This is a genomic window from Thioalkalivibrio thiocyanoxidans ARh2 (assembly GCF_000385215.1).
Classification (GTDB): domain Bacteria; phylum Pseudomonadota; class Gammaproteobacteria; order Ectothiorhodospirales; family Ectothiorhodospiraceae; genus Thioalkalivibrio; species Thioalkalivibrio thiocyanoxidans.
The window spans coordinates 1-16,641 of sequence record NZ_ARQK01000028.1; the positions used below are offsets into that span (position 1 = coordinate 1).

Here is a 16,641-nt window from a genome sequence, read left to right on the forward strand (position 1 = left end):
GCGCAGCGAGTTTCAGCGCCGCCGGCCTGGCGCGTCCGGAGCAAGGTTCCTGGGCGAATCCCGGGCGTGTTTCTTGGTTACTTCTTTGCACGAGCAAAGAAGTAACTCGCGGCGCGCTCGCGAGTGAGCGCAGGCAGGCGGTGGCCCGAAGCCACCGTAAACTCCAGAGGTCGAACCAGGTCCCGCCTCAGGGCACGGGACAGCGCCCCAGCGGGAGGGGGCACAGGGCGGGTCAGGCGGTTTCGAGGCCCTGGGCCTGGAGGTCGGCGTGGTAGGAGGAGCGCACCATGGGGCCGCTGGCCACCTGCTTGAAGCCCATTTCGCGCGCGGCCTCGCCGAGCTCGTCGAACTCCTCGGGCGCCAGGAAGCGCGTGACCGGGAGATGATGGCGCGAGGGCTGCAGGTACTGACCCAGGGTCAGCATGTCGCAACCGTGTTCGCGCAGGTCCGCCAGGACCTCCAGCAGCTCCTCGCGCGTCTCGCCGAGTCCGAGCATCAGGCCGGACTTGGTTGGTACGCCGGGGTGCTGTTCGCGGAAGCGCTTCAGCAGCTCCAGCGACCACTGATAATCGGCACCGGGGCGCGCCTCGCGGTAAAGCCGCGGGACCGTCTCGAGGTTGTGATTGAAGACGTCCGGCGGGGCCTGGTGCATGATCTCCAGCGCCCGGTCCATGCGGCCGCGGAAATCCGGTACCAGGATCTCGATCTTCGTGTTCGGGTTCAGCGTGCGGACCTCGCGGATGCACTCGACGAAGTGGCCCGCGCCACCGTCGCGCAGGTCGTCGCGGTCTACCGAGGTGATGACCACGTACTTCAGGCCCAGCGCCTGGATGGTCTCGGCCAGGTGGCGAGGCTCGTCCGGGTCCAGGGCCTCGGGGCGGCCATGCGCGACATCGCAGAACGGGCAGCGGCGGGTGCAGATGTCGCCCATGATCATGAAGGTCGCGGTGCCGTGGGCGAAGCATTCGCCCAGGTTCGGGCAGCTTGCCTCTTCGCAGACGGTGTGCAGCTTCTGGTCGCGCAGGATGCGCTTGATGCGCTGCACCTCGGGCCGTGCCTGGCTCTGGGCGCGGATCCACTTCGGCTTGCGCTGTGGCTGCTCGGTCGGGCGGATCTTGACCGGGATGCGCGCGACCTTGTCGGCGGCGCGTTGTTTTTCGCCAGGTTGGGGTCGGGTTCGAGTATCCATTATGTCTTCCCTGGATGGGTTGCGGTCGCCCCGTCCGAGGAACGGGCGATAGCGGCACGATCCGGGTCAGGCGACCTCGCGGATCAGCGTGTCAATCTCGCGGCGGGCCGTGTCGATCGCAGGCAGTTGCCCGTTGTCGTCGAGCACGAAGCCGAATCGGGCCACGGCGTTCAAATCGGCGAGTGGCGTGCGGTCCGCCACGGCATCGTCGCCGTCGCGCGTGCAGGCACTGCGAGCGATGCGGACGATGTCCGTCAGGGGCGCTGCCGCGGCGTTTTCGGGGCCCCCGGAGTCACGAATGGCCTCCATGATATCGGAAGCCAGGCCCCATTGTTGGGCAACCAGTTCGGCGATCAGGCCTTCCAGACGGTAGAGGATGCGCTCGATGTCCTCGGCGCTGCGGTCGGGGTGACTGCGGGCGACCTCGCCGATGATGGGCAATGCGCCGACCCGATGCAGCAGCCCGGCCAGCAGGGCCTTTTGCGGATCCACTGCCTCGCTCTGGTCGGCCAGCACGCAGCTGATGGCCGCGACGCGGGCCGAACGCCGCCACAGGCGTTCCAGCAGGCCGTGGTAGGGGCTGTCGCGCCGAATGAAGACCTGGTGCGCGGCGAGCGCCATCACCAGTTGCCGGGTCCGCTCGAGGCCGAGACGGGAGACCGCATCGGCCAGCCGCGAGACCTCGCGCTGGCTCCCCATCGCCGGGCTGTTGGCCACCGACAGCAGGCGTGCGGCGACACTGGGGTCTTCCTCGATGATGCGGGTGACGCGCTCGATATCGACGTCCGGGTCTTTCAGCGTCGCCTGCAGGTGCAGTGCCACCTCCGGGAGCTGCGGCAATTGCAGTTCGCCGGAGAAGGCGCGGGTGTAGATGCTGGTGAACAGTTCGCCCTCGAGATCGGACAGCTCGATCTCGCTGACCTCCACGCCTTCGCGCGCGCCATCGATCAGGTTCTCGTACACCTTGCGGTCGAACAGGGCGAGACGTCCACTGCTCGCCGCGATCGCGTGGCTGTGGTAGTCGCGTTCGTTGAACAGCGGGTTCAGGGATTCCGGGCTGCCGCCCTTGAGAATCACCGACTGGCCGTCGTCGGACAGGATGACCCGCCCTTCAAGGAGAAAGATCAGATGACGCCATTCGTCGCGCGCATGCAGCTTGAGGCCGGGCTTGATCTCCAGGGTGCTCGCGTGCTGGAGAAGCTTTTGCTGCGCGCGTGCGCCCAGGTCGGCGAACGGGGCGAGTTGTGGAAGACGTTCCTCGAGCACCAAAGATCCAGCCTTACTGTTCGAAGAGTTTCTGCAGTTCCACCAGATCGGCGGCACGGGCCTCCAGAAAGGCAATCGGTTCCCCGGGGGCGGGGGTATCGATGCCCAGCAGTTCGAAAGCCCTGACCTCGGACGGTGCCGGCAGTTCCTTGCCCTCGTCCTGCAGTGCGGCGTACTGGGCGACCAGCGCGATCGTGGCATAGTCGGGTTCCGCCGGCCGGTAGCCCCAGTCGCTGCTGTGCTCGGCGACGTTGACCAGGTCTTCGCCCAGGTCCCAGTAGTTGATGACCAGGACCCCGGCGAGGTTGCGCAGGCGGCGAACCAGTCGGGCGATGCGCTCGGGATCCGGGTGGTCTTCGCGGACCTCGATGAACTGGATGATCGGGACGGCCCCGATGCCGGCCACCAGACCGGCGAGCAGCGCGCGTTCGCGATCCAGCAGCTTCAGGGAGTCGGCCACCAGATAGGCATAGGCCGATTGCAGTACACCGTGCTGCCAGACCGCCTCCATGGCCTCGCGCGTGGCCGCATGACGGGCCTTGAAGGCCTGTCGCATGGCCATGTTCATCGCCAGCATGCGGGTATTGCGAAAGCCCAGGCGCGTGACCGCGTCACGTACGGACTGGATCTGCTGCGAGCCGCGGAACAGCGGGCTGTTCGTGGCGTGCAAGAGGGCGCCGGCAATGGTCCCGTCGCGCTGGATCACGTCGGTCAGCTTGTCGATGTCCGCGTCCGGGTCCCGGGTCAGCTCCTGAATGCGCAGGGCGACCTCGGGCATGGTCGGCAGTTCCAGGCGATTACTGGTGATCAGGTCGTATAGTTCACTGAAAAAGGCCCCTTCCGTGTCATCCAGGTCGGTGTCGTGGACCACCAGCGACGCACTGTGGGCCTGCTCCAGCGCCTCGGTAGGCACCTCCAGCATGCGGCAGGGCTTCTCGGTAATGATGAAGTCGTGCTGGCCGGCTCCGCCGTCGAACATCTGCATGGGTGGTTCGCCGTCGCCATCGCCGACGGTGATGCGCGAAGGGGTGCCGCCGCTGACGCGTACCAGTTGCCCGCTCAGCAGGAACAGGTGCCGGTCCACGACATCCTGGGGCCGCAGCCGTTTGCCGGCGGGCAGCTCCGGGCTCGCGCATGCCTGGGCCAGTTCCGCACGGGCGGACTCCGACAGGTGCGCGGTGAGATCCATTTCCTGGAGCAGACTGTCGATGGTCGTCGTGTCCATGAGCGGTTCCGTTGCCTGTGTTTCCGTCATTCCCTGGTCCGGGACGGGCGCCAGTGGGTTCGTGTTTCCCGGTCCGCTGTGTCCGCCCGCACAATCACCGCACGGGATCGTGCCGGGTGTTTGGCAGGGAAGTCGCGTCTTGTGACGTGGGCCTCAGTGTAGCATCCCGTGCGGGCTCAAGGCCCCCGCGACAGGCGAAGGAAAGACGCCCGCGCGAGTCGATCAGGCCCTCGGCGTGCAGGAAGGCCCGTGCATCGTCGGCATCCTTCTCGAACCAGCGCGCGGTCGACCCGAGGCGGAAGCTGTAGCCCCAGGTGTCCATGTCCTGCATCAGCCGGGCGCGGCCCACCCCGGGCAGGGCATCGGCAAGCAGGATCTGCAGATAGCACACCCCGCATTCCTCCAGATCGTCGCCGCCGGCATTGGTATGCAGGGCCGCGCGGCGTTCGGGTTCCATGCAGATCAGGTGGCCAGTCTCGTGCAGCGCCGAGTGCAGCGGGGTATCCGGGCGTACATGCACGGTCAGCCCGATGATCCCGGCCTCGGGCTCGCCCCACCAGGTCCCGGGCAGGGTTGCACCGGGCGGATGCATCACCAGTTCCAGCCCGTAGCGTCCGAGCAGGTCGCGCAACGAGGCTTCGATGGCGGGGTCGCCGCATTCGATAACGGGGGCGATCATGGGCGGGAATCGCCGGGCAGGGCCCGGGTTCGGGCCCGGCTGCGGCGCGGGCATTCTTCGGGGTGCTCGCGGCACCAGGCATCCACCCGCTCGGTCAGGTCGTCCTGGAAGCAGAGGAGGTAGAAGCGGGCCTGCTCGCGGTTCGCGATGGCCGGGCGTCCGAGGGCGTCGACCACGCCGGTGCGCAATGCGGCGATGATCGCGTTGGCGGCCTTTTTCTGCGGCCAGGCGGTGATCTGTTCCCAGGCCTCGGGACTGAAATAAAGACGGAGCAGGTCCGGGCGCGTGGTCAGCAGCATGCGCGTGACATTGCGCAGGGTCGTCTCGGCCTCGCCCCAGTCGTGGACCAGGCCGCCCTCCAGCAGGCGCTCGATCTCCTCGCGGCCCTTGGGCGAGAGCATCCCGCTGACGTGCCTAGGCGCCTGCGGCCTCTTCCGGCGTCAGGGCGCGGATGGACAGCGCATGGACCTCGCCGGAGTCGATCTGGTCGCGCACGGTGGCGTAGACGGTCTGGTGCTTCTTGACCTTGTTCATCCCGGCGAACTGCGGGCTGACGACCAGGGCCTCGAACTTGCCCTCGCCCCCGGTCACCTCGACCTTCTCGGCCTCCGGCAGGCCGGCGCGGATGAGTTCGGCCACTTGATTGGCTTCCATGGTGAGTCCTTGATGTCGATGTGTATGTCGGCAGAGGCCGCATGATAGCCAGTGGCGTGGCGCTACAGAAGGGCGAGGTGGCCCGGCTCCGGGAACTCGTGGTAGTGGTGGGGTTCCGAACGGGAGATAGTCGCGGTACGCACACTGGCTTGGTGCCGGCAGCGACTACCGGTTAGTATTAGGAAATGCTGATATAACGGACGGGCCCATATGGCCCTGGAGGACACCGCATGATTTTCAAGCAGCTGTTCGAGGAAGAATCGTCCACCTACACCTATCTGCTGAGCTGCCCGGACACGGGCAAGACCGCGCTGATCGATCCGGTGATCGAGACCGTGGACCGCGATCTGCGGGTGCTGCAGGAGATGGGGCTGAGCCTCGACTACGCGATCGAGACGCACATCCACGCCGACCACATCACCGGCGGCAAGATGCTGCGCGAGCGGACGGGCTGCCAGCTGGCCGGCCCGGCGCTGGACGAGCTGCCCTGTCGCGACGTCGGCCTGCGCGAGGGCGAGCCCTTCCAGGTGGGGAATCTGGTGATCAATCCCCTCTATACCCCGGGGCATACCGATTCCCATCATGCCTATCTGATGGATCACGTCGGCCTGAAGATGCTGTTCTCCGGGGACGCCCTGCTGATCGAGGCCTGTGGCCGCACCGACTTCCAGTCGGGTGACGCGAAGACCCTGTACCGGTCGATCCATGACAAGTTCTTCACCCTGCCGGACGAGACGCTGGTGTATCCGTGCCACGACTACGAAGAGCGCCAGATCACCACCATCGGGCAGGAGAAGATGCGCAACCCGCGCCTGGGCAAGAACAAGCCCGAGGCGGAGTTCGTCAAGATCATGGAGGAGATGGACCTGCCGTATCCGAAGAAGATCGACTGGGCGCTGCCCGGCAACGAGGGCTGCGGGATCTGCCCGGACAACCTGCCGGACGAGAAAAAGCGCCTCTGCGAACCGGATCAGCAGGGCTGATCGAGGTGTCGGGGCCGATCACACGGCCCCGACACTGGCATCGGAGTGTGGCGGACGGTTTTGCCCGCCCCGCACTCCCCATTACACTCCACCCCCATGACGGACACCAATCCCGTGGAGCGCCTGCGCGCGATCATGGCGCGCCTGCGCGATCCCGAGCAGGGCTGTGCCTGGGATCGGGCGCAGACTGCCCAGACCATCGTGCCCCATACCCTGGAGGAGACCTTCGAGCTGGCCGATGCGATCGCCCGCGACGATGGCAGCGAGGTGGCCAGTCGGGAGCTGCGCGACGAGCTGGGCGATCTCCTGTTTCAGGTGGTCTTCCAGGCGCGGATCGCGGAGGAGGCCGGGCGCTTTGACCTCGATGACATTGCCCGTGGGATTGGCGACAAGCTGGTGCGGCGCCACCCGCATGTATTCGCTGATGCCGAATACTCGGATGATGCCGCCCGCGAGGCAGCCTGGGAATCGGCCAAGGCCGAAGAGCGCGCCGCCCGCGACCACCACAGCGCGATGGACGACATCCCGCTGGCGATGCCGGCCCTGGCCCGGGCCGCCAAGACCCAGCGCCGCGCGGCCCGGCTGGGCTTCGACTGGGACGATCCGGCGCCGGTGCTGGAGAAGATCCACGAGGAACTGGAGGAGGTCCGCGAGGAGCTGGCGGGCGACGCCGATCCCGAGCGCGTGGCCGAGGAGATCGGCGATCTGCTGTTTGCCGTGACCAACTGGGCGCGTCATCTGGGGGTGGAGCCGGAGGGTGCGCTGCGCGGGACCACGCGCAAGTTCGAGGCGCGCTTTCGCACCATGGAGGCCCTGGCCCGCGCGCAGGGGCAGTCCCTTGAACAGCTGGATTTCGACGCCCAGGAGGCCCTCTACCAGGAGGCCCGGCGGCGAGAACGCGACACCAACACGGACCCCAGATGACACACGCCGTTGAACTGCCCGAACACTTCATGCCGGCCCGGATCGAGGCGATCGAATCCGTCACGCCGCTGATCAAGGTCTTTACCCTGTCGGCCGACCCGGCGCGCTTTTCCAGCAAGGCCGGGCAGTGGCTGGATCTGGTGATCCCGCAGCCTGCCGGCAAGCCGTTTATCGGGGGGTATTCGGTGGTCTCCGCGCCGCGCGATGACGGGCGGCTGCAGCTCGCGATCAAGTACGCCGATCACCATCACGCCACGCATTACCTGCACACCACCGCGCGCGAGGGAGATACGGTCTATATCACCCCCGGGCAGGGCAGCTTCTTCTTCGAGCCGGGCATGGCGCGGAACGTCGTGCTGCTGGGCGCGGGGATCGGGGTCACGCCGCTGTTCAGCATCCTGCGTGCAGTCAATGCCGGCATGCCGGACGTCTACGCCCATCTCGTTTACAGCGTCGCGCATCAGGACGAGATGCTGTTCCCCGACGAGCTGGCGCACCTGGCCAAGGCCGGGAACATCGACGTCACCCTGACCGTGACGCGCGAGGCCGAGGACTGGCTGGGCCACACCGGGCGCATCAGTCACGAGTTGCTGGAGTCCCTGAACCTGCCGCGCGATGCCCTGTTTTATTTCTGCGGTTCGCGCGAGTTCATCGAGGACATGGCCACGCTGCTGGCCGAGTGGGGGATCCCCGAGACGCAGCTCAAGTACGAGAAGTGGTGGTAGCGCCGCGGCGCGTGCCTCCGTCATTGCGAGGAGCCGCAGGCGACGCGGCAACCGCCCGAAGCTGACGTCGCTTCGGGGTTCGCTGGCTTGCGGATACCGATTGCTTCGTCGCGATGCTCCTCGCAATGGCGGGGGAGCGGGTTACGGCCGGCGGCGGTCGTCCGGGCGCAGGGCGTTATCCGGTGCCAGGATCGTCGGCTGTCCGTCCAGGGCGGGGTCGGTCTCCGGGTAGTCGCGGATAAAGTGCAGCCCGCGGCTTTCCTTGCGGGACAGGGCGCTGGTTACGATGATCTCCGCGACCATGGCCAGGTTGCGCAGCTCGAGCAGGTCCGGCGAGATGCGGAAATGGCTGTAATACTCGTGGATCTCTTCCTGCAGGATGCGGATGCGGCGCTCGGCACGGTGCAGGCGCTCGCGGGTGCGCACAATGCCGACGTAGTCCCACATCAGGCGGCGCAGTTCGTCCCAGTCGTGGGCGACCACGACCTCCTCCTCGGATTCCGTGACGCGTGACTCGTCCCAGGCGGGCGGGACGGCGAGCTGCTCCGGTGCGGGCAGGTCGGTCTGCGACAGGATGTGCTCGGCGGCCGCGCGGGCGTAGACCAGGCACTCCAGCAAGGAGTTGCTGGCCATGCGGTTGGCCCCGTGCAGGCCGGTATAGGAGACCTCGCCGGCCGCGTACAGGCCGGGCAGATCGGTCTGACCGAAGTGGTTCACCATCACCCCGCCGCAGGTGTAGTGCGCGGCCGGTACCACTGGTAGCGGCTCGTGGGTCATGTCGAAGCCGTACTCCAGGCAGCGCTCGTGGATCGTCGGGAAGTGCTCGCGGATGAATTCCGCCGGCTTGTGGCTGATATCCAGGTTCACGTGATCCAGACCGAGACGCTTCATCTCGTGGTCGACCGCGCGGGCGACGATGTCGCGCGGGGCCAGTTCCGCGCGCTCGTCGAAGCGCGGCATGAAGCGCTCGCCGTCGGGGAGCAGCAGCAGGCCGCCCTCGCCGCGCACCGCCTCGGAGATCAGGAACGACTTGGCGCGCGGATGGAACAGGCAGGTCGGGTGGAACTGCATGAACTCCATGTTGGCGATGCGGCAGCCGGCACGCCAGGCCATCGCGATGCCGTCGCCGGTGGATCCGTCGGGGTTGGAGCTGTACAGATAGACCTTGCTCGCGCCGCCGGTCGCCAGGATCACGGTCGGGGCCAGGATGGTCTCCACCTCGCGGGTGCTGGCGTCCTGTACATAGGCGCCGACCACGCGGCGGGTGCCGTCCACGGGCTGGGTGATCAGGTCCACCGCCACGTGGCGCTCGAAGACCTCGATGCTGGCCTGCCCGGAGGCGCTCTTCACCAGGGCATCCTCGATCGCGCGGCCGGTGGCATCGGCGGCATGGGCGACGCGCCGCGCGCTGTGCCCCCCCTCGCGGGTCAGGTGCAGGCGGCTGCGCCCCTCCAGGGCCTCGCGGGTGAACGGCACACCGAGGTTGAGCAGCCACTGGATGGCCTCGGGGCCGGCAGCGACGGTGCGCCGCACGGCGTCCGGATCGCACAGGCCGGCCCCCGCATCGAGGGTGTCGGCGATATGGGCATCGAACGAGTCGGCGCGGTCGAGAACGGCGGAGATCCCGCCCTGGGCATAGCGGGTCGAGCCCTCGTCCACCGGGCCCTTGCTGATCACGGTGACACGGCGGTGCGGAGCCAGGTGCAGAGCGGCCGAGAGCCCCGCCGCACCGCTCCCGATCACCAGTACGTCCGCCAGGCGAGGTTGTTGTACTGTTCCCATGGCTCAGGTAACGTGCTGCGCTTGTTGCCCGAGCAAATCGTGGCCCTTTCGCAACAGTGTTGTGCGGAAAGCGAACTTAATGCGAGTCAGGCGGTCCATGCACCATAGATTACCGGAGACCGGTGCCCTCGCGGGAGCCCCCGCATGAGCGAGAAGGCTTCCGACGAGGCCCTGGTCAAACGCGTACAAAACGGCGACAAGGCGGCTTTCGACATTCTCGTGCTGAAGTACCAGCACAAGATCGTGAACCTGGTCGGGCGTTATGTGCATGATCAGGCTGCCGCCCTGGATGTGTCCCAGGAGGCCTTCATCAAGGCCTACAAGGGGCTGGCGAACTTTCGCGGCGAGAGTGCGTTCTATACCTGGCTCTACCGCATCGCCATTAATACCGCCAAGAACTACCTGGTTTCCCAGGGACGGCGGCGGCCGGAGGCCGAAGTCGACGCACAGGACGCGGAACAGATGAGCGGGGACTCCGCTCTCAAGGACAATGCAACCCCGGAGGGGGAGCTCTTGTCCGAGGAGATAGAAGGCGCGGTGCAGCGCACCATCGAGAATCTGCCCGACGACCTTCGCATGGCAATCACGTTGCGCGAAATCGAGGGACTGAGTTACGAGGAAATCGCGCAGACGATGGGATGTCCGATCGGTACTGTGCGATCGCGCATCTTTCGGGCCCGTGAGGCCATCGACCGGACCTTGCGTCCTTTGTTAGACGAAGAATGACGAGAAGCATCATGAAAGAACAAGTCACCAAGAGTGAACGTCTATCCGCCCTCGTAGACGGAGAAACGGATGACTTCGAGACGCGGCGTCTGATCGACGAACTGGTCAAATCCGAACAAGATCGTATTCAGTGGGAACGTTATCACCTGATCGGTGACAGTCTGCGTGGTGGGCTGCGGCACACGGCCCCCGCGCATTTCAGGGACGACATTCGAGCGGCGCTGGCGGCCGAACCCGCGCTGCAGGGAGAACCTCGACGCGCATCGCCGCGCTGGCTGAAGCCGGTCGCCGGTACCGGTGTGGCTGCGGCCGTGGCGATGGTGACACTGGTGGGTATGCAGATGCTGGGGGACCGCCCCGGCCATGAGGCCACCCCGGTGGCCGTGGAAAGTGGCACCCCGGCGGCCGAGGGTGACGTGCAGACGGCCAGCTCCGGCGCCAGTGGTGACGACCCGGCCCAGGTGGAAGGTGCCGAGTCGCTGGACCCGCGGTTTGCCCGGTACCTCGAGAATCACGCCGAACTGACCGGTCCGGGTTCCTCGGCCCTGGGGCGCGTACGCTACTCGGTCAGCGAAGAGTAAATCGCCATGTGGCGCGGGCTGCCGCTCGTTCTGGCCGCAACCGCCTTCTGCCTTTCGGGGCAGGCCCTGGCGGACGACGCCGCTTCGCCCTCGGCCTGGCTCGAGCGCATGATGACGAGCCTGCATGCCGAGAGCTATGTGGGCACCTTCGTGCTGCAGCGCGAAGATCGTCTTGACACCATCCGGGTGGTACATGCTGCCGAGGATGGGGGTTATCGTGAGCGTCTGGAAACCTTGACGGGTGCCGAGCGGGAGATCGTTCGTTCGGTCGACCGTCTGAGTGCGATCAAGGGCGCTCGCGGAGCATCGAGTGACGGCGCGCAGTCGCCGCTTGGCCCCGCCGGCGCACCGGTCTCGCTTCTGGAAGAGCATGATCTTTATGCATTGAAGATCCAGGGGCTGGATCGTGTGGCCGGTTACCCCTGCACGCTTGTGATGGCGCGAGCCAGGGACGTCCTGCGCTACAGCCACCGCTATTGTCTGCACGTGGACAGCGCCCTGCCGCTGCTGAGCGAGCTGTACGATCCCCGCGGGAAGTTGCTGGAACGTCTTGCCTTCACGGACCTCGAGCTGACGGATCAGATTGACGAGAGCGAGCTCGAGCCGACCACCGACGATGCCGAGTATATCGAGGTGCGCGCGGATCGCGGCCACAAGAAGCCGCAGTGGGACGAGGACAACGGTCTGGGTGGCTGGAAGTTTGCTGAACTGCCCCCCGGCTTTCGGGCGGTCGCGGCCACGGAGCGGTCGCTTGGCAATGGCGATGAGGTCTCGCGCCACTTTGTGTTGAGTGATGGCCTGGCCTCGGTCTCGGTCTATGTGGAACCGGCGGATGGCGAGAAGAGCTTCGAGGGTACGACCCGCGCCGGTGCTACCCATGCCGCGGCACGGGTAATGGCCGGGCATCAGGTTACGGCGGTGGGCGATGTGCCGCACGCGACGGTCCAGAAGGTGCTGGGCGCCGTCTATTACCGGGGCGCCGCGGGCGAGTAAGCGCCGTGGGGCACTGGATCGAGGAACAGGGCGTTGTGCTGTCGGCCGAGGCGCACAGCGCGCGCGTACGGATCGAGCGCCAGTCCACCTGCGGGAGCTGCTCCGCACGCACCGGCTGCGGTAGTGGCGTGTTGTCCGAGGTGCTGGGGCGCAAGGCCGTGGAGGTGACCATTGGCCACCCCGGCCAGCTCCGCGCCGGGGACCGTGTGATCATCGGCATTCGCGACCAGGCTCTGGTCTCGGGTGCCCTGGCCATGTATCTGCTGCCATTGCTGGGCCTGGTGGCCGTCCCGGGGCTGCTGATGTGGATCTGGCCGGCACTGGGCGAGGGGTGGCTGCTGCTGGCCGGGGCGGCCGGGTTTGTGCTGGGCCTGGGCGCGGTGCGCTACTGGATGCGCCACCGTGCCCCCGATCTGGCGCCGGTATTCCTGCGGCGCGATCCCGAGGCCGGCATCGTGAGTGCCGCAGGCCGTCCACGCCCGACCGAATAATGCAGGTGAACACCGGGAACTTGTGCCGGTGCGAATTTTCTAGAGCATGAACGCACGAGCAAGAACGGGTTCAAACATGACGCGACCGATACAATGGGCCCTGCTGGGGCTGATCCTTTTCGCCTTCTCGCTGCCGGCCTCGGCCCGCATGCTCCCGGATTTCGTCCCGCTGGCGGAGGAGCACAGCCCGGCGGTGGTCAATATCTCCACCACGCGGGAGCGCGAGGGAGGCCAGACCGGCGGACACCCCGATTTCGAGGGGTCTCCGTTCGAGGACCTGTTCGAGCGATTCTTCGGCGCACCTCCGGGTGGCGAGGGCGGCGAAGGCCGGATGCCCGAGCGCAGCTCGCTGGGGTCCGGCTTCATCTACACCGAGGACGGCTACATCATCACGGCGAATCATGTGGTCGAGGGAGCCTCCGAGGTTGTGGTGCACCTCTCCGACCGTCGCGTGTTTGACGCCGAGGTGATCGGCAAGGACCCGCAAAGCGATGTGGCCCTGCTGAAGATCGACGCCGACGACCTGCCGACACTGGAGCTGGGTTCTTCGGATGAGCTCAAGGTCGGCGAGTGGGTGCTGGCGATCGGCTCGCCGTTCGGCTTTGACCACTCCGTGACCGCCGGGATCGTCAGCGCCAAGGGGCGCAACCTCCCGACCGAGAACTACGTCCCGTTCATCCAGACCGATGTCGCGATCAATCCGGGCAATTCCGGTGGCCCGCTGCTGAACCTGGACGGCAAGGTCGTGGGGATCAATGCCCAGATCTACAGCCGGACGGGTGGCTTCATGGGCCTGTCGTTCGCGGTCCCGATCGAGATGGTCGAGGACGTGGTCATGCAGCTGCGCGAGCACGGCGAGGTGACGCGTGGCTGGCTCGGCGTGCTGATCCAGGAGGTTACGCGCGATCTGGCCGATTCGTTCGGCATGGACAAGCCCGCCGGTGCCCTGGTGGCACGGGTGCAGTCGGACAGCCCGGCGGAGAAAGCCGGTTTCGAGACAGGGGATGTGATCCTCAGGTTCAACGGTATCGATGTGCCGAATTCCTCCGCGCTGCCGCCGATCGTGGGCCGCACGCCGGTGGGAACCGAGGCCGAGGTGGAGATCCGCCGGGGCGAGGAGACCAAGACCATTACGGTCGAGATCGAGCGCCTGCCGGATGACGTCGCGGCCGAACGCGGCGGTCGCCAGCCGGAGCAGGAAGAGCGCGCCGAGCCGCAAAGCCTGCTCGGGATGCACCTGGAGCCGCTGGATGCCGCCCAGGCCGAGGAGCTGGGCCTGGACGGCGGGCTGGTGGTTACCGAGGTGACGGGCAATCCGGCCCGCTCCTCCGGCATTCGCCCGGGTGACGTGATCGTGCAGTTCGGTCGCCACTCGGTGGATTCGCTGGAAGAGCTGGAAGAGCAGATCGAGGACGCGGGCACCGGGCGTACGGTTCCGGTCCTGATCCAGCGCGACGGCAACCCGACCTTTATCGCCCTGCGCATCCCGTCCGAATGATGGTCCTGCCGGGACCCGGGTGCCGTGCGCCCGGGTGGCGGCGGCGATCATGATGCGGACCCTGACGCTGTATCACCGCGAGGGCTGCGGGCTCTGCGAGCAGATGCTCGCAGAGCTTTCGGCCCTCAAAAGTCGTTATACTTTCGCTCTCGAGGTCGTCGACATCGACGAGGACCCGGACCTTCGCGCGCGTTTCAACGCGAAGGTCCCGGTGCTTGCGGTCGACGGCGACATTCTTTGCTGCCATTTCCTCGACCGAAAGGCACTGCTGGACCTACTGGCCCCTGCATGACCGAAACTCGCCTGACCCGCAATTTCTCCATCATCGCGCATATCGACCACGGCAAGTCCACGCTGGCCGACCGCCTGATCCAGGGCTGCCATGGCCTGAGCGAGCGCGAAATGTCCGAGCAGGTGCTGGACTCGATGGACCTGGAGCGCGAGCGCGGGATCACCATCAAGGCGCAGAGCGTCTCGCTGTTCTACGACGCCCAGGACGGGCAGCGCTACCAGCTGAATTTCATCGATACCCCGGGGCATGTGGACTTCTCCTACGAGGTGTCGCGTTCGCTGTATGCCTGCGAGGGTGCGCTCCTGGTGGTCGATGCCTCCCAGGGCGTGGAGGCGCAGAGTGTGGCCAACTGCTACACCGCGATCGACCAGGGGCTCGAGGTCGTCCCGGTGCTGAACAAGATCGACCTGCCGGCGGCCGAACCGGACCGCGTGGCGGCCGAGATCGAGGACGTGATCGGCATCGAGGCCACCGACGCCCTGCGCGTCTCCGCCAAGACCGGCGAGGGGATCGCCGAGTTGCTGGAGGAGATCGTGCGGCGCATCCCGCCGCCCGAGGGCGATGCCGAGGCCTCGCCCAAGGCGCTGGTGATCGACTCCTGGTACGACAACTACCTGGGCGTGGTCGCGTTGGTGCGGGTGAAGGCCGGGCGCTTCTACGCGGGGCAGAAGATCAAGGCGATGTCGGTCGGGCGTGCGCACGAGGTCAGCCGGGTCGGCGTGTTTACGCCCAAGCCGGTGGACCGCGAGACCTTGGAGGTGGGCGAGGTCGGCTATCTGATCGCGACCATCAAGGACATCTCCGGTGCCAAGGTGGGCGACACCTTCACCGACTTCAACAACCCGGCCGACGAGCCGGTGCCGGGCTTCCAGGAGATCCAGCCGCGGGTGTTCGCCGGGCTGTTCCCGGTCAGCGCGGATGACTTCAATGACCTGCGCGAGGCGCTGGACAAGTTGCGCCTGAACGATGCCGCGCTGTCCTTCGAGCCGGAGACCTCGCAGGCGCTGGGGTTCGGCTTTCGCTGCGGCTTCCTCGGCATGCTGCACATGGAGATCGTGCAGGAGCGCCTGGAGCGCGAGTACGATCTCGATCTGATTACCACCGCACCGACAGTGGTCTACGAGGTGGAAAAGAGCGACGGCGAGGTGGTCATGGTGCACAACCCCTCCGGACTGCCGCCGAGCAACGAGATCGCCGAGATTCGAGAGCCGATCATCGAGGCGAACATCCTCGTGCCGCAGGATTATGTGGGCGCGGTGATTACCCTGTGCGTCGAGAAGCGCGGGGTGCAGACGAAGATGCAGTATCTGGGGCGTCAGGTGCAGTTGTCCTACGAACTGCCGATGTCCGAAGTGATGCTGGATTTCTTCGACCGGCTGAAGTCCGCGACCCGTGGCTACGCCTCGTTCGACTACCAGCCGCGACGCTTCCAGGCGGCCCCGCTGGTGCGCGTGGACATCCTGATCAACGGTGAGCGGGTGGATGCCCTTTCCGGGATCGTGCATCGTGACCATGCGGAGTCGCGCGGTCGCGAACTGACCGAGCGCATGGCCAAGATCATCCCGCGGCAGATGTACGAGGTGGCGATCCAGGCGGCGATCGGCTCGAAGATTATCGCGCGCTCCACGGTCAAGGCGATGCGCAAGAATGTGCTGGCCAAGTGCTACGGCGGCGACGTCTCGCGCAAGCGCAAGCTGCTGGAGAAGCAGAAGGCCGGCAAGAAACGCATGAAGTCGATTGGCAAGGTGGACGTGCCGCAGGAGGCCTTCCTGGCGGTGCTGTCGGTCGGCGACGACAAATAACGCGCCCGGGTCGGAGCGGGCACGCCGCAAGGCGGTGATCGAGGACAATACATGGCGAATCTGGAACTGATCCTGGTACTGGCCACGGCCGCAACGGGCCTGATCTGGCTGGGCTGGGTGCTCCTGCGGCGGCGGCTGAGCCCCGAGCGTCAGGCGCGCATGCCGTGGTTCGTGGACTATTCGCGTTCGTTCTTCCCGGTGTTGCTGATTGTGCTGGTGCTGCGCTCCTTTGTGGCCGAGCCGTTTCGCATCCCTTCAGGCTCCATGATGCCGACCCTGCTGGTGGGTGACTTCATCATGGTGAACAAGTTCTCCTACGGGGTTCGCCTGCCCGTGACCCGGACGAAAATCTTCGATGTAGGCAAGCCCGAGCGTGGCGAGGTCGTGGTGTTCAAGTACCCGCGCAACCCGCAAGAGGACTACATCAAGCGGGTGATCGGGCTGCCGGGCGATACCATCGAGTTCCGCGATCGCGTGCTGTATGTCAACGGCGAGGAGCAGTCGGCCGACCGTGTGGGGACCTTCGAGGGCGAGGGCTCCGGGGAAGTCATGTCCGGGGCCTCGCTGTACGAGGAGACCCTCGACGGGCGCACCTACACGACGCTGATGCGCGAGGAGCGTCCGAGCCTGGATGGCTCGGTGACCGTGCCCGAAGGCCATTACTTCATGGTCGGGGACAATCGTGACAATTCCAATGACAGCCGGACCTGGGGGTTCGTCTCCGAGGAGCTGCTGGTGGGGCGTGCCCTCTTTATCTGGCTGCATTGGGATTACAATGAAGGGCACAGGGACTTTTCCCGCATTGGCCAGGCGATTCGCTAGGCAGTGGGC

The 16,641-nt window shown here is 66.4% G+C and carries 18 protein-coding genes; 11 read left to right on the forward strand and 7 right to left on the reverse strand.

Annotated elements, in window-relative coordinates; translation table 11 throughout:
* Positions 1–232: 232 nt before the first annotated feature.
* The 6 genes from lipA to G372_RS0101375 all read right to left on the reverse strand — a co-directional run bounded on the left by lipA (position 233) and on the right by G372_RS0101375 (position 5,013).
* A complete protein-coding gene (lipA, locus tag G372_RS0101350) occupies positions 233–1,189 on the reverse strand; it encodes a lipoyl synthase (RefSeq protein WP_018863566.1) in 957 nt (318 codons plus the stop codon).
* Between the two features lie 66 nt (positions 1,190–1,255).
* Entirely contained in the window at positions 1,256–2,455 is a 1,200-nt protein-coding gene (locus G372_RS0101355; RefSeq protein WP_026340436.1) for an HDOD domain-containing protein, read from the reverse strand.
* 13 nt (positions 2,456–2,468) lie between these two features.
* Complete coding sequence (locus G372_RS0101360; RefSeq protein ID WP_019624683.1) at positions 2,469–3,680, reverse strand: HDOD domain-containing protein; 1,212 nt, start codon at positions 3,678–3,680, stop codon at positions 2,469–2,471.
* Between the two features lie 94 nt (positions 3,681–3,774).
* A complete protein-coding gene (locus G372_RS0101365) occupies positions 3,775–4,359 on the reverse strand; it encodes a hypothetical protein (protein WP_019624682.1) in 585 nt (194 codons plus the stop codon).
* Positions 4,356–4,760 carry a hypothetical protein gene (locus G372_RS0101370; protein ID WP_018863570.1) on the reverse strand — a complete coding sequence of 135 codons (405 nt, stop codon included), beginning with the start codon at positions 4,758–4,760 and terminating at the stop codon, positions 4,356–4,358. The genes G372_RS0101365 and G372_RS0101370 overlap by 4 nt, the downstream gene beginning before the upstream one ends.
* A 13-nt stretch (positions 4,761–4,773) precedes the next feature.
* Positions 4,774–5,013 (reverse strand): BolA family protein, encoded by a 240-nt coding sequence (locus tag G372_RS0101375; protein WP_017925704.1) that lies wholly within the window; start codon positions 5,011–5,013, stop codon positions 4,774–4,776.
* A 230-nt stretch (positions 5,014–5,243) separates the two neighbouring features.
* Between G372_RS0101375 and G372_RS0101380 the strand changes: the two genes are divergently transcribed.
* From G372_RS0101380 to G372_RS0101390, 3 genes are all read left to right on the forward strand, one after another.
* Positions 5,244–5,996: an MBL fold metallo-hydrolase gene (locus G372_RS0101380; protein ID WP_018138074.1), complete on the forward strand. Its 753-nt coding sequence runs from the start codon at positions 5,244–5,246 to the stop codon at positions 5,994–5,996.
* A 96-nt stretch (positions 5,997–6,092) separates the two neighbouring features.
* Entirely contained in the window at positions 6,093–6,920 is an 828-nt protein-coding gene (gene mazG / locus G372_RS0101385; RefSeq protein WP_019624681.1) for a nucleoside triphosphate pyrophosphohydrolase, read from the forward strand.
* On the forward strand, positions 6,917–7,645 hold the full coding sequence (locus tag G372_RS0101390) for a ferredoxin--NADP reductase (RefSeq protein ID WP_019624680.1): 729 nt from the start codon (positions 6,917–6,919) through the stop codon (positions 7,643–7,645). The genes mazG and G372_RS0101390 overlap by 4 nt, the downstream gene beginning before the upstream one ends.
* 141 nt (positions 7,646–7,786) lie before the next feature.
* Here the strand turns inward: G372_RS0101390 and nadB are convergent, their stop codons facing one another.
* Entirely contained in the window at positions 7,787–9,427 is a 1,641-nt protein-coding gene (gene nadB / locus G372_RS0101395) for an L-aspartate oxidase (protein ID WP_026278913.1), read from the reverse strand.
* A gap of 144 nt (positions 9,428–9,571) precedes the next feature.
* On the opposite strand from nadB, the gene rpoE reads away from it, so the two are divergent.
* The 8 genes from rpoE (at position 9,572) to lepB (ending at position 16,632) form a co-directional block, all read left to right on the forward strand.
* Positions 9,572–10,153 carry an RNA polymerase sigma factor RpoE gene (gene rpoE / locus G372_RS0101400; RefSeq protein WP_018863575.1) on the forward strand — a complete coding sequence of 194 codons (582 nt, stop codon included), beginning with the start codon at positions 9,572–9,574 and terminating at the stop codon, positions 10,151–10,153.
* Between the two features lie 11 nt (positions 10,154–10,164).
* Positions 10,165–10,734, forward strand: a complete 570-nt coding sequence (locus G372_RS0101405) for a sigma-E factor negative regulatory protein (RefSeq protein WP_018863576.1) — start codon at positions 10,165–10,167, stop codon at positions 10,732–10,734.
* 6 nt (positions 10,735–10,740) lie between these two features.
* On the forward strand, positions 10,741–11,727 hold the full coding sequence (locus G372_RS0101410) for a MucB/RseB C-terminal domain-containing protein (RefSeq protein ID WP_018863577.1): 987 nt from the start codon (positions 10,741–10,743) through the stop codon (positions 11,725–11,727).
* 5 nt (positions 11,728–11,732) lie between these two features.
* Positions 11,733–12,218 carry a SoxR reducing system RseC family protein gene (locus tag G372_RS0101415; protein ID WP_019624678.1) on the forward strand — a complete coding sequence of 162 codons (486 nt, stop codon included), beginning with the start codon at positions 11,733–11,735 and terminating at the stop codon, positions 12,216–12,218.
* Positions 12,219–12,294: 76 nt separating this feature from the next.
* Positions 12,295–13,716, forward strand: coding sequence for a DegQ family serine endoprotease (locus tag G372_RS0101420; protein WP_019624677.1), 1,422 nt, complete (start codon positions 12,295–12,297; stop codon positions 13,714–13,716).
* 52 nt (positions 13,717–13,768) lie between these two features.
* Entirely contained in the window at positions 13,769–14,008 is a 240-nt protein-coding gene (locus tag G372_RS0101425; protein WP_026301101.1) for a glutaredoxin family protein, read from the forward strand.
* Positions 14,005–15,810 carry a translation elongation factor 4 gene (gene lepA / locus G372_RS0101430; protein ID WP_019624675.1) on the forward strand — a complete coding sequence of 602 codons (1,806 nt, stop codon included), beginning with the start codon at positions 14,005–14,007 and terminating at the stop codon, positions 15,808–15,810. The genes G372_RS0101425 and lepA overlap by 4 nt, the downstream gene beginning before the upstream one ends.
* A gap of 51 nt (positions 15,811–15,861) precedes the next feature.
* Positions 15,862–16,632, forward strand: coding sequence for a signal peptidase I (lepB, locus tag G372_RS0101435; RefSeq protein ID WP_018863582.1), 771 nt, complete (start codon positions 15,862–15,864; stop codon positions 16,630–16,632).
* The last annotated feature ends 9 nt before the right edge of the window (positions 16,633–16,641 follow it).

Coding starts and splice junctions, on each gene's coding strand:
- lipA (WP_018863566.1), bottom strand. CDS start 1,189: ATGGATACTCGAACCCGACCCCAACCTGGCGAAAAACAACGCGCCGCC.
- G372_RS0101360 (WP_019624683.1), bottom strand. CDS start 3,680: ATGGACACGACGACCATCGACAGTCTGCTCCAGGAAATGGATCTCACC.
- G372_RS0101365 (WP_019624682.1), bottom strand. CDS start 4,359: ATGATCGCCCCCGTTATCGAATGCGGCGACCCCGCCATCGAAGCCTCG.
- G372_RS0101370 (WP_018863570.1), bottom strand. CDS start 4,760: ATGCTCTCGCCCAAGGGCCGCGAGGAGATCGAGCGCCTGCTGGAGGGC.
- G372_RS0101375 (WP_017925704.1), bottom strand. CDS start 5,013: ATGGAAGCCAATCAAGTGGCCGAACTCATCCGCGCCGGCCTGCCGGAG.
- G372_RS0101380 (WP_018138074.1), top strand. CDS start 5,244: ATGATTTTCAAGCAGCTGTTCGAGGAAGAATCGTCCACCTACACCTAT.
- mazG (WP_019624681.1), top strand. CDS start 6,093: ATGACGGACACCAATCCCGTGGAGCGCCTGCGCGCGATCATGGCGCGC.
- G372_RS0101390 (WP_019624680.1), top strand. CDS start 6,917: ATGACACACGCCGTTGAACTGCCCGAACACTTCATGCCGGCCCGGATC.
- nadB (WP_026278913.1), bottom strand. CDS start 9,427: ATGGGAACAGTACAACAACCTCGCCTGGCGGACGTACTGGTGATCGGG.
- rpoE (WP_018863575.1), top strand. CDS start 9,572: ATGAGCGAGAAGGCTTCCGACGAGGCCCTGGTCAAACGCGTACAAAAC.
- G372_RS0101405 (WP_018863576.1), top strand. CDS start 10,165: ATGAAAGAACAAGTCACCAAGAGTGAACGTCTATCCGCCCTCGTAGAC.
- G372_RS0101410 (WP_018863577.1), top strand. CDS start 10,741: ATGTGGCGCGGGCTGCCGCTCGTTCTGGCCGCAACCGCCTTCTGCCTT.
- G372_RS0101420 (WP_019624677.1), top strand. CDS start 12,295: ATGACGCGACCGATACAATGGGCCCTGCTGGGGCTGATCCTTTTCGCC.
- G372_RS0101425 (WP_026301101.1), top strand. CDS start 13,769: ATGCGGACCCTGACGCTGTATCACCGCGAGGGCTGCGGGCTCTGCGAG.
- lepA (WP_019624675.1), top strand. CDS start 14,005: ATGACCGAAACTCGCCTGACCCGCAATTTCTCCATCATCGCGCATATC.
- lepB (WP_018863582.1), top strand. CDS start 15,862: ATGGCGAATCTGGAACTGATCCTGGTACTGGCCACGGCCGCAACGGGC.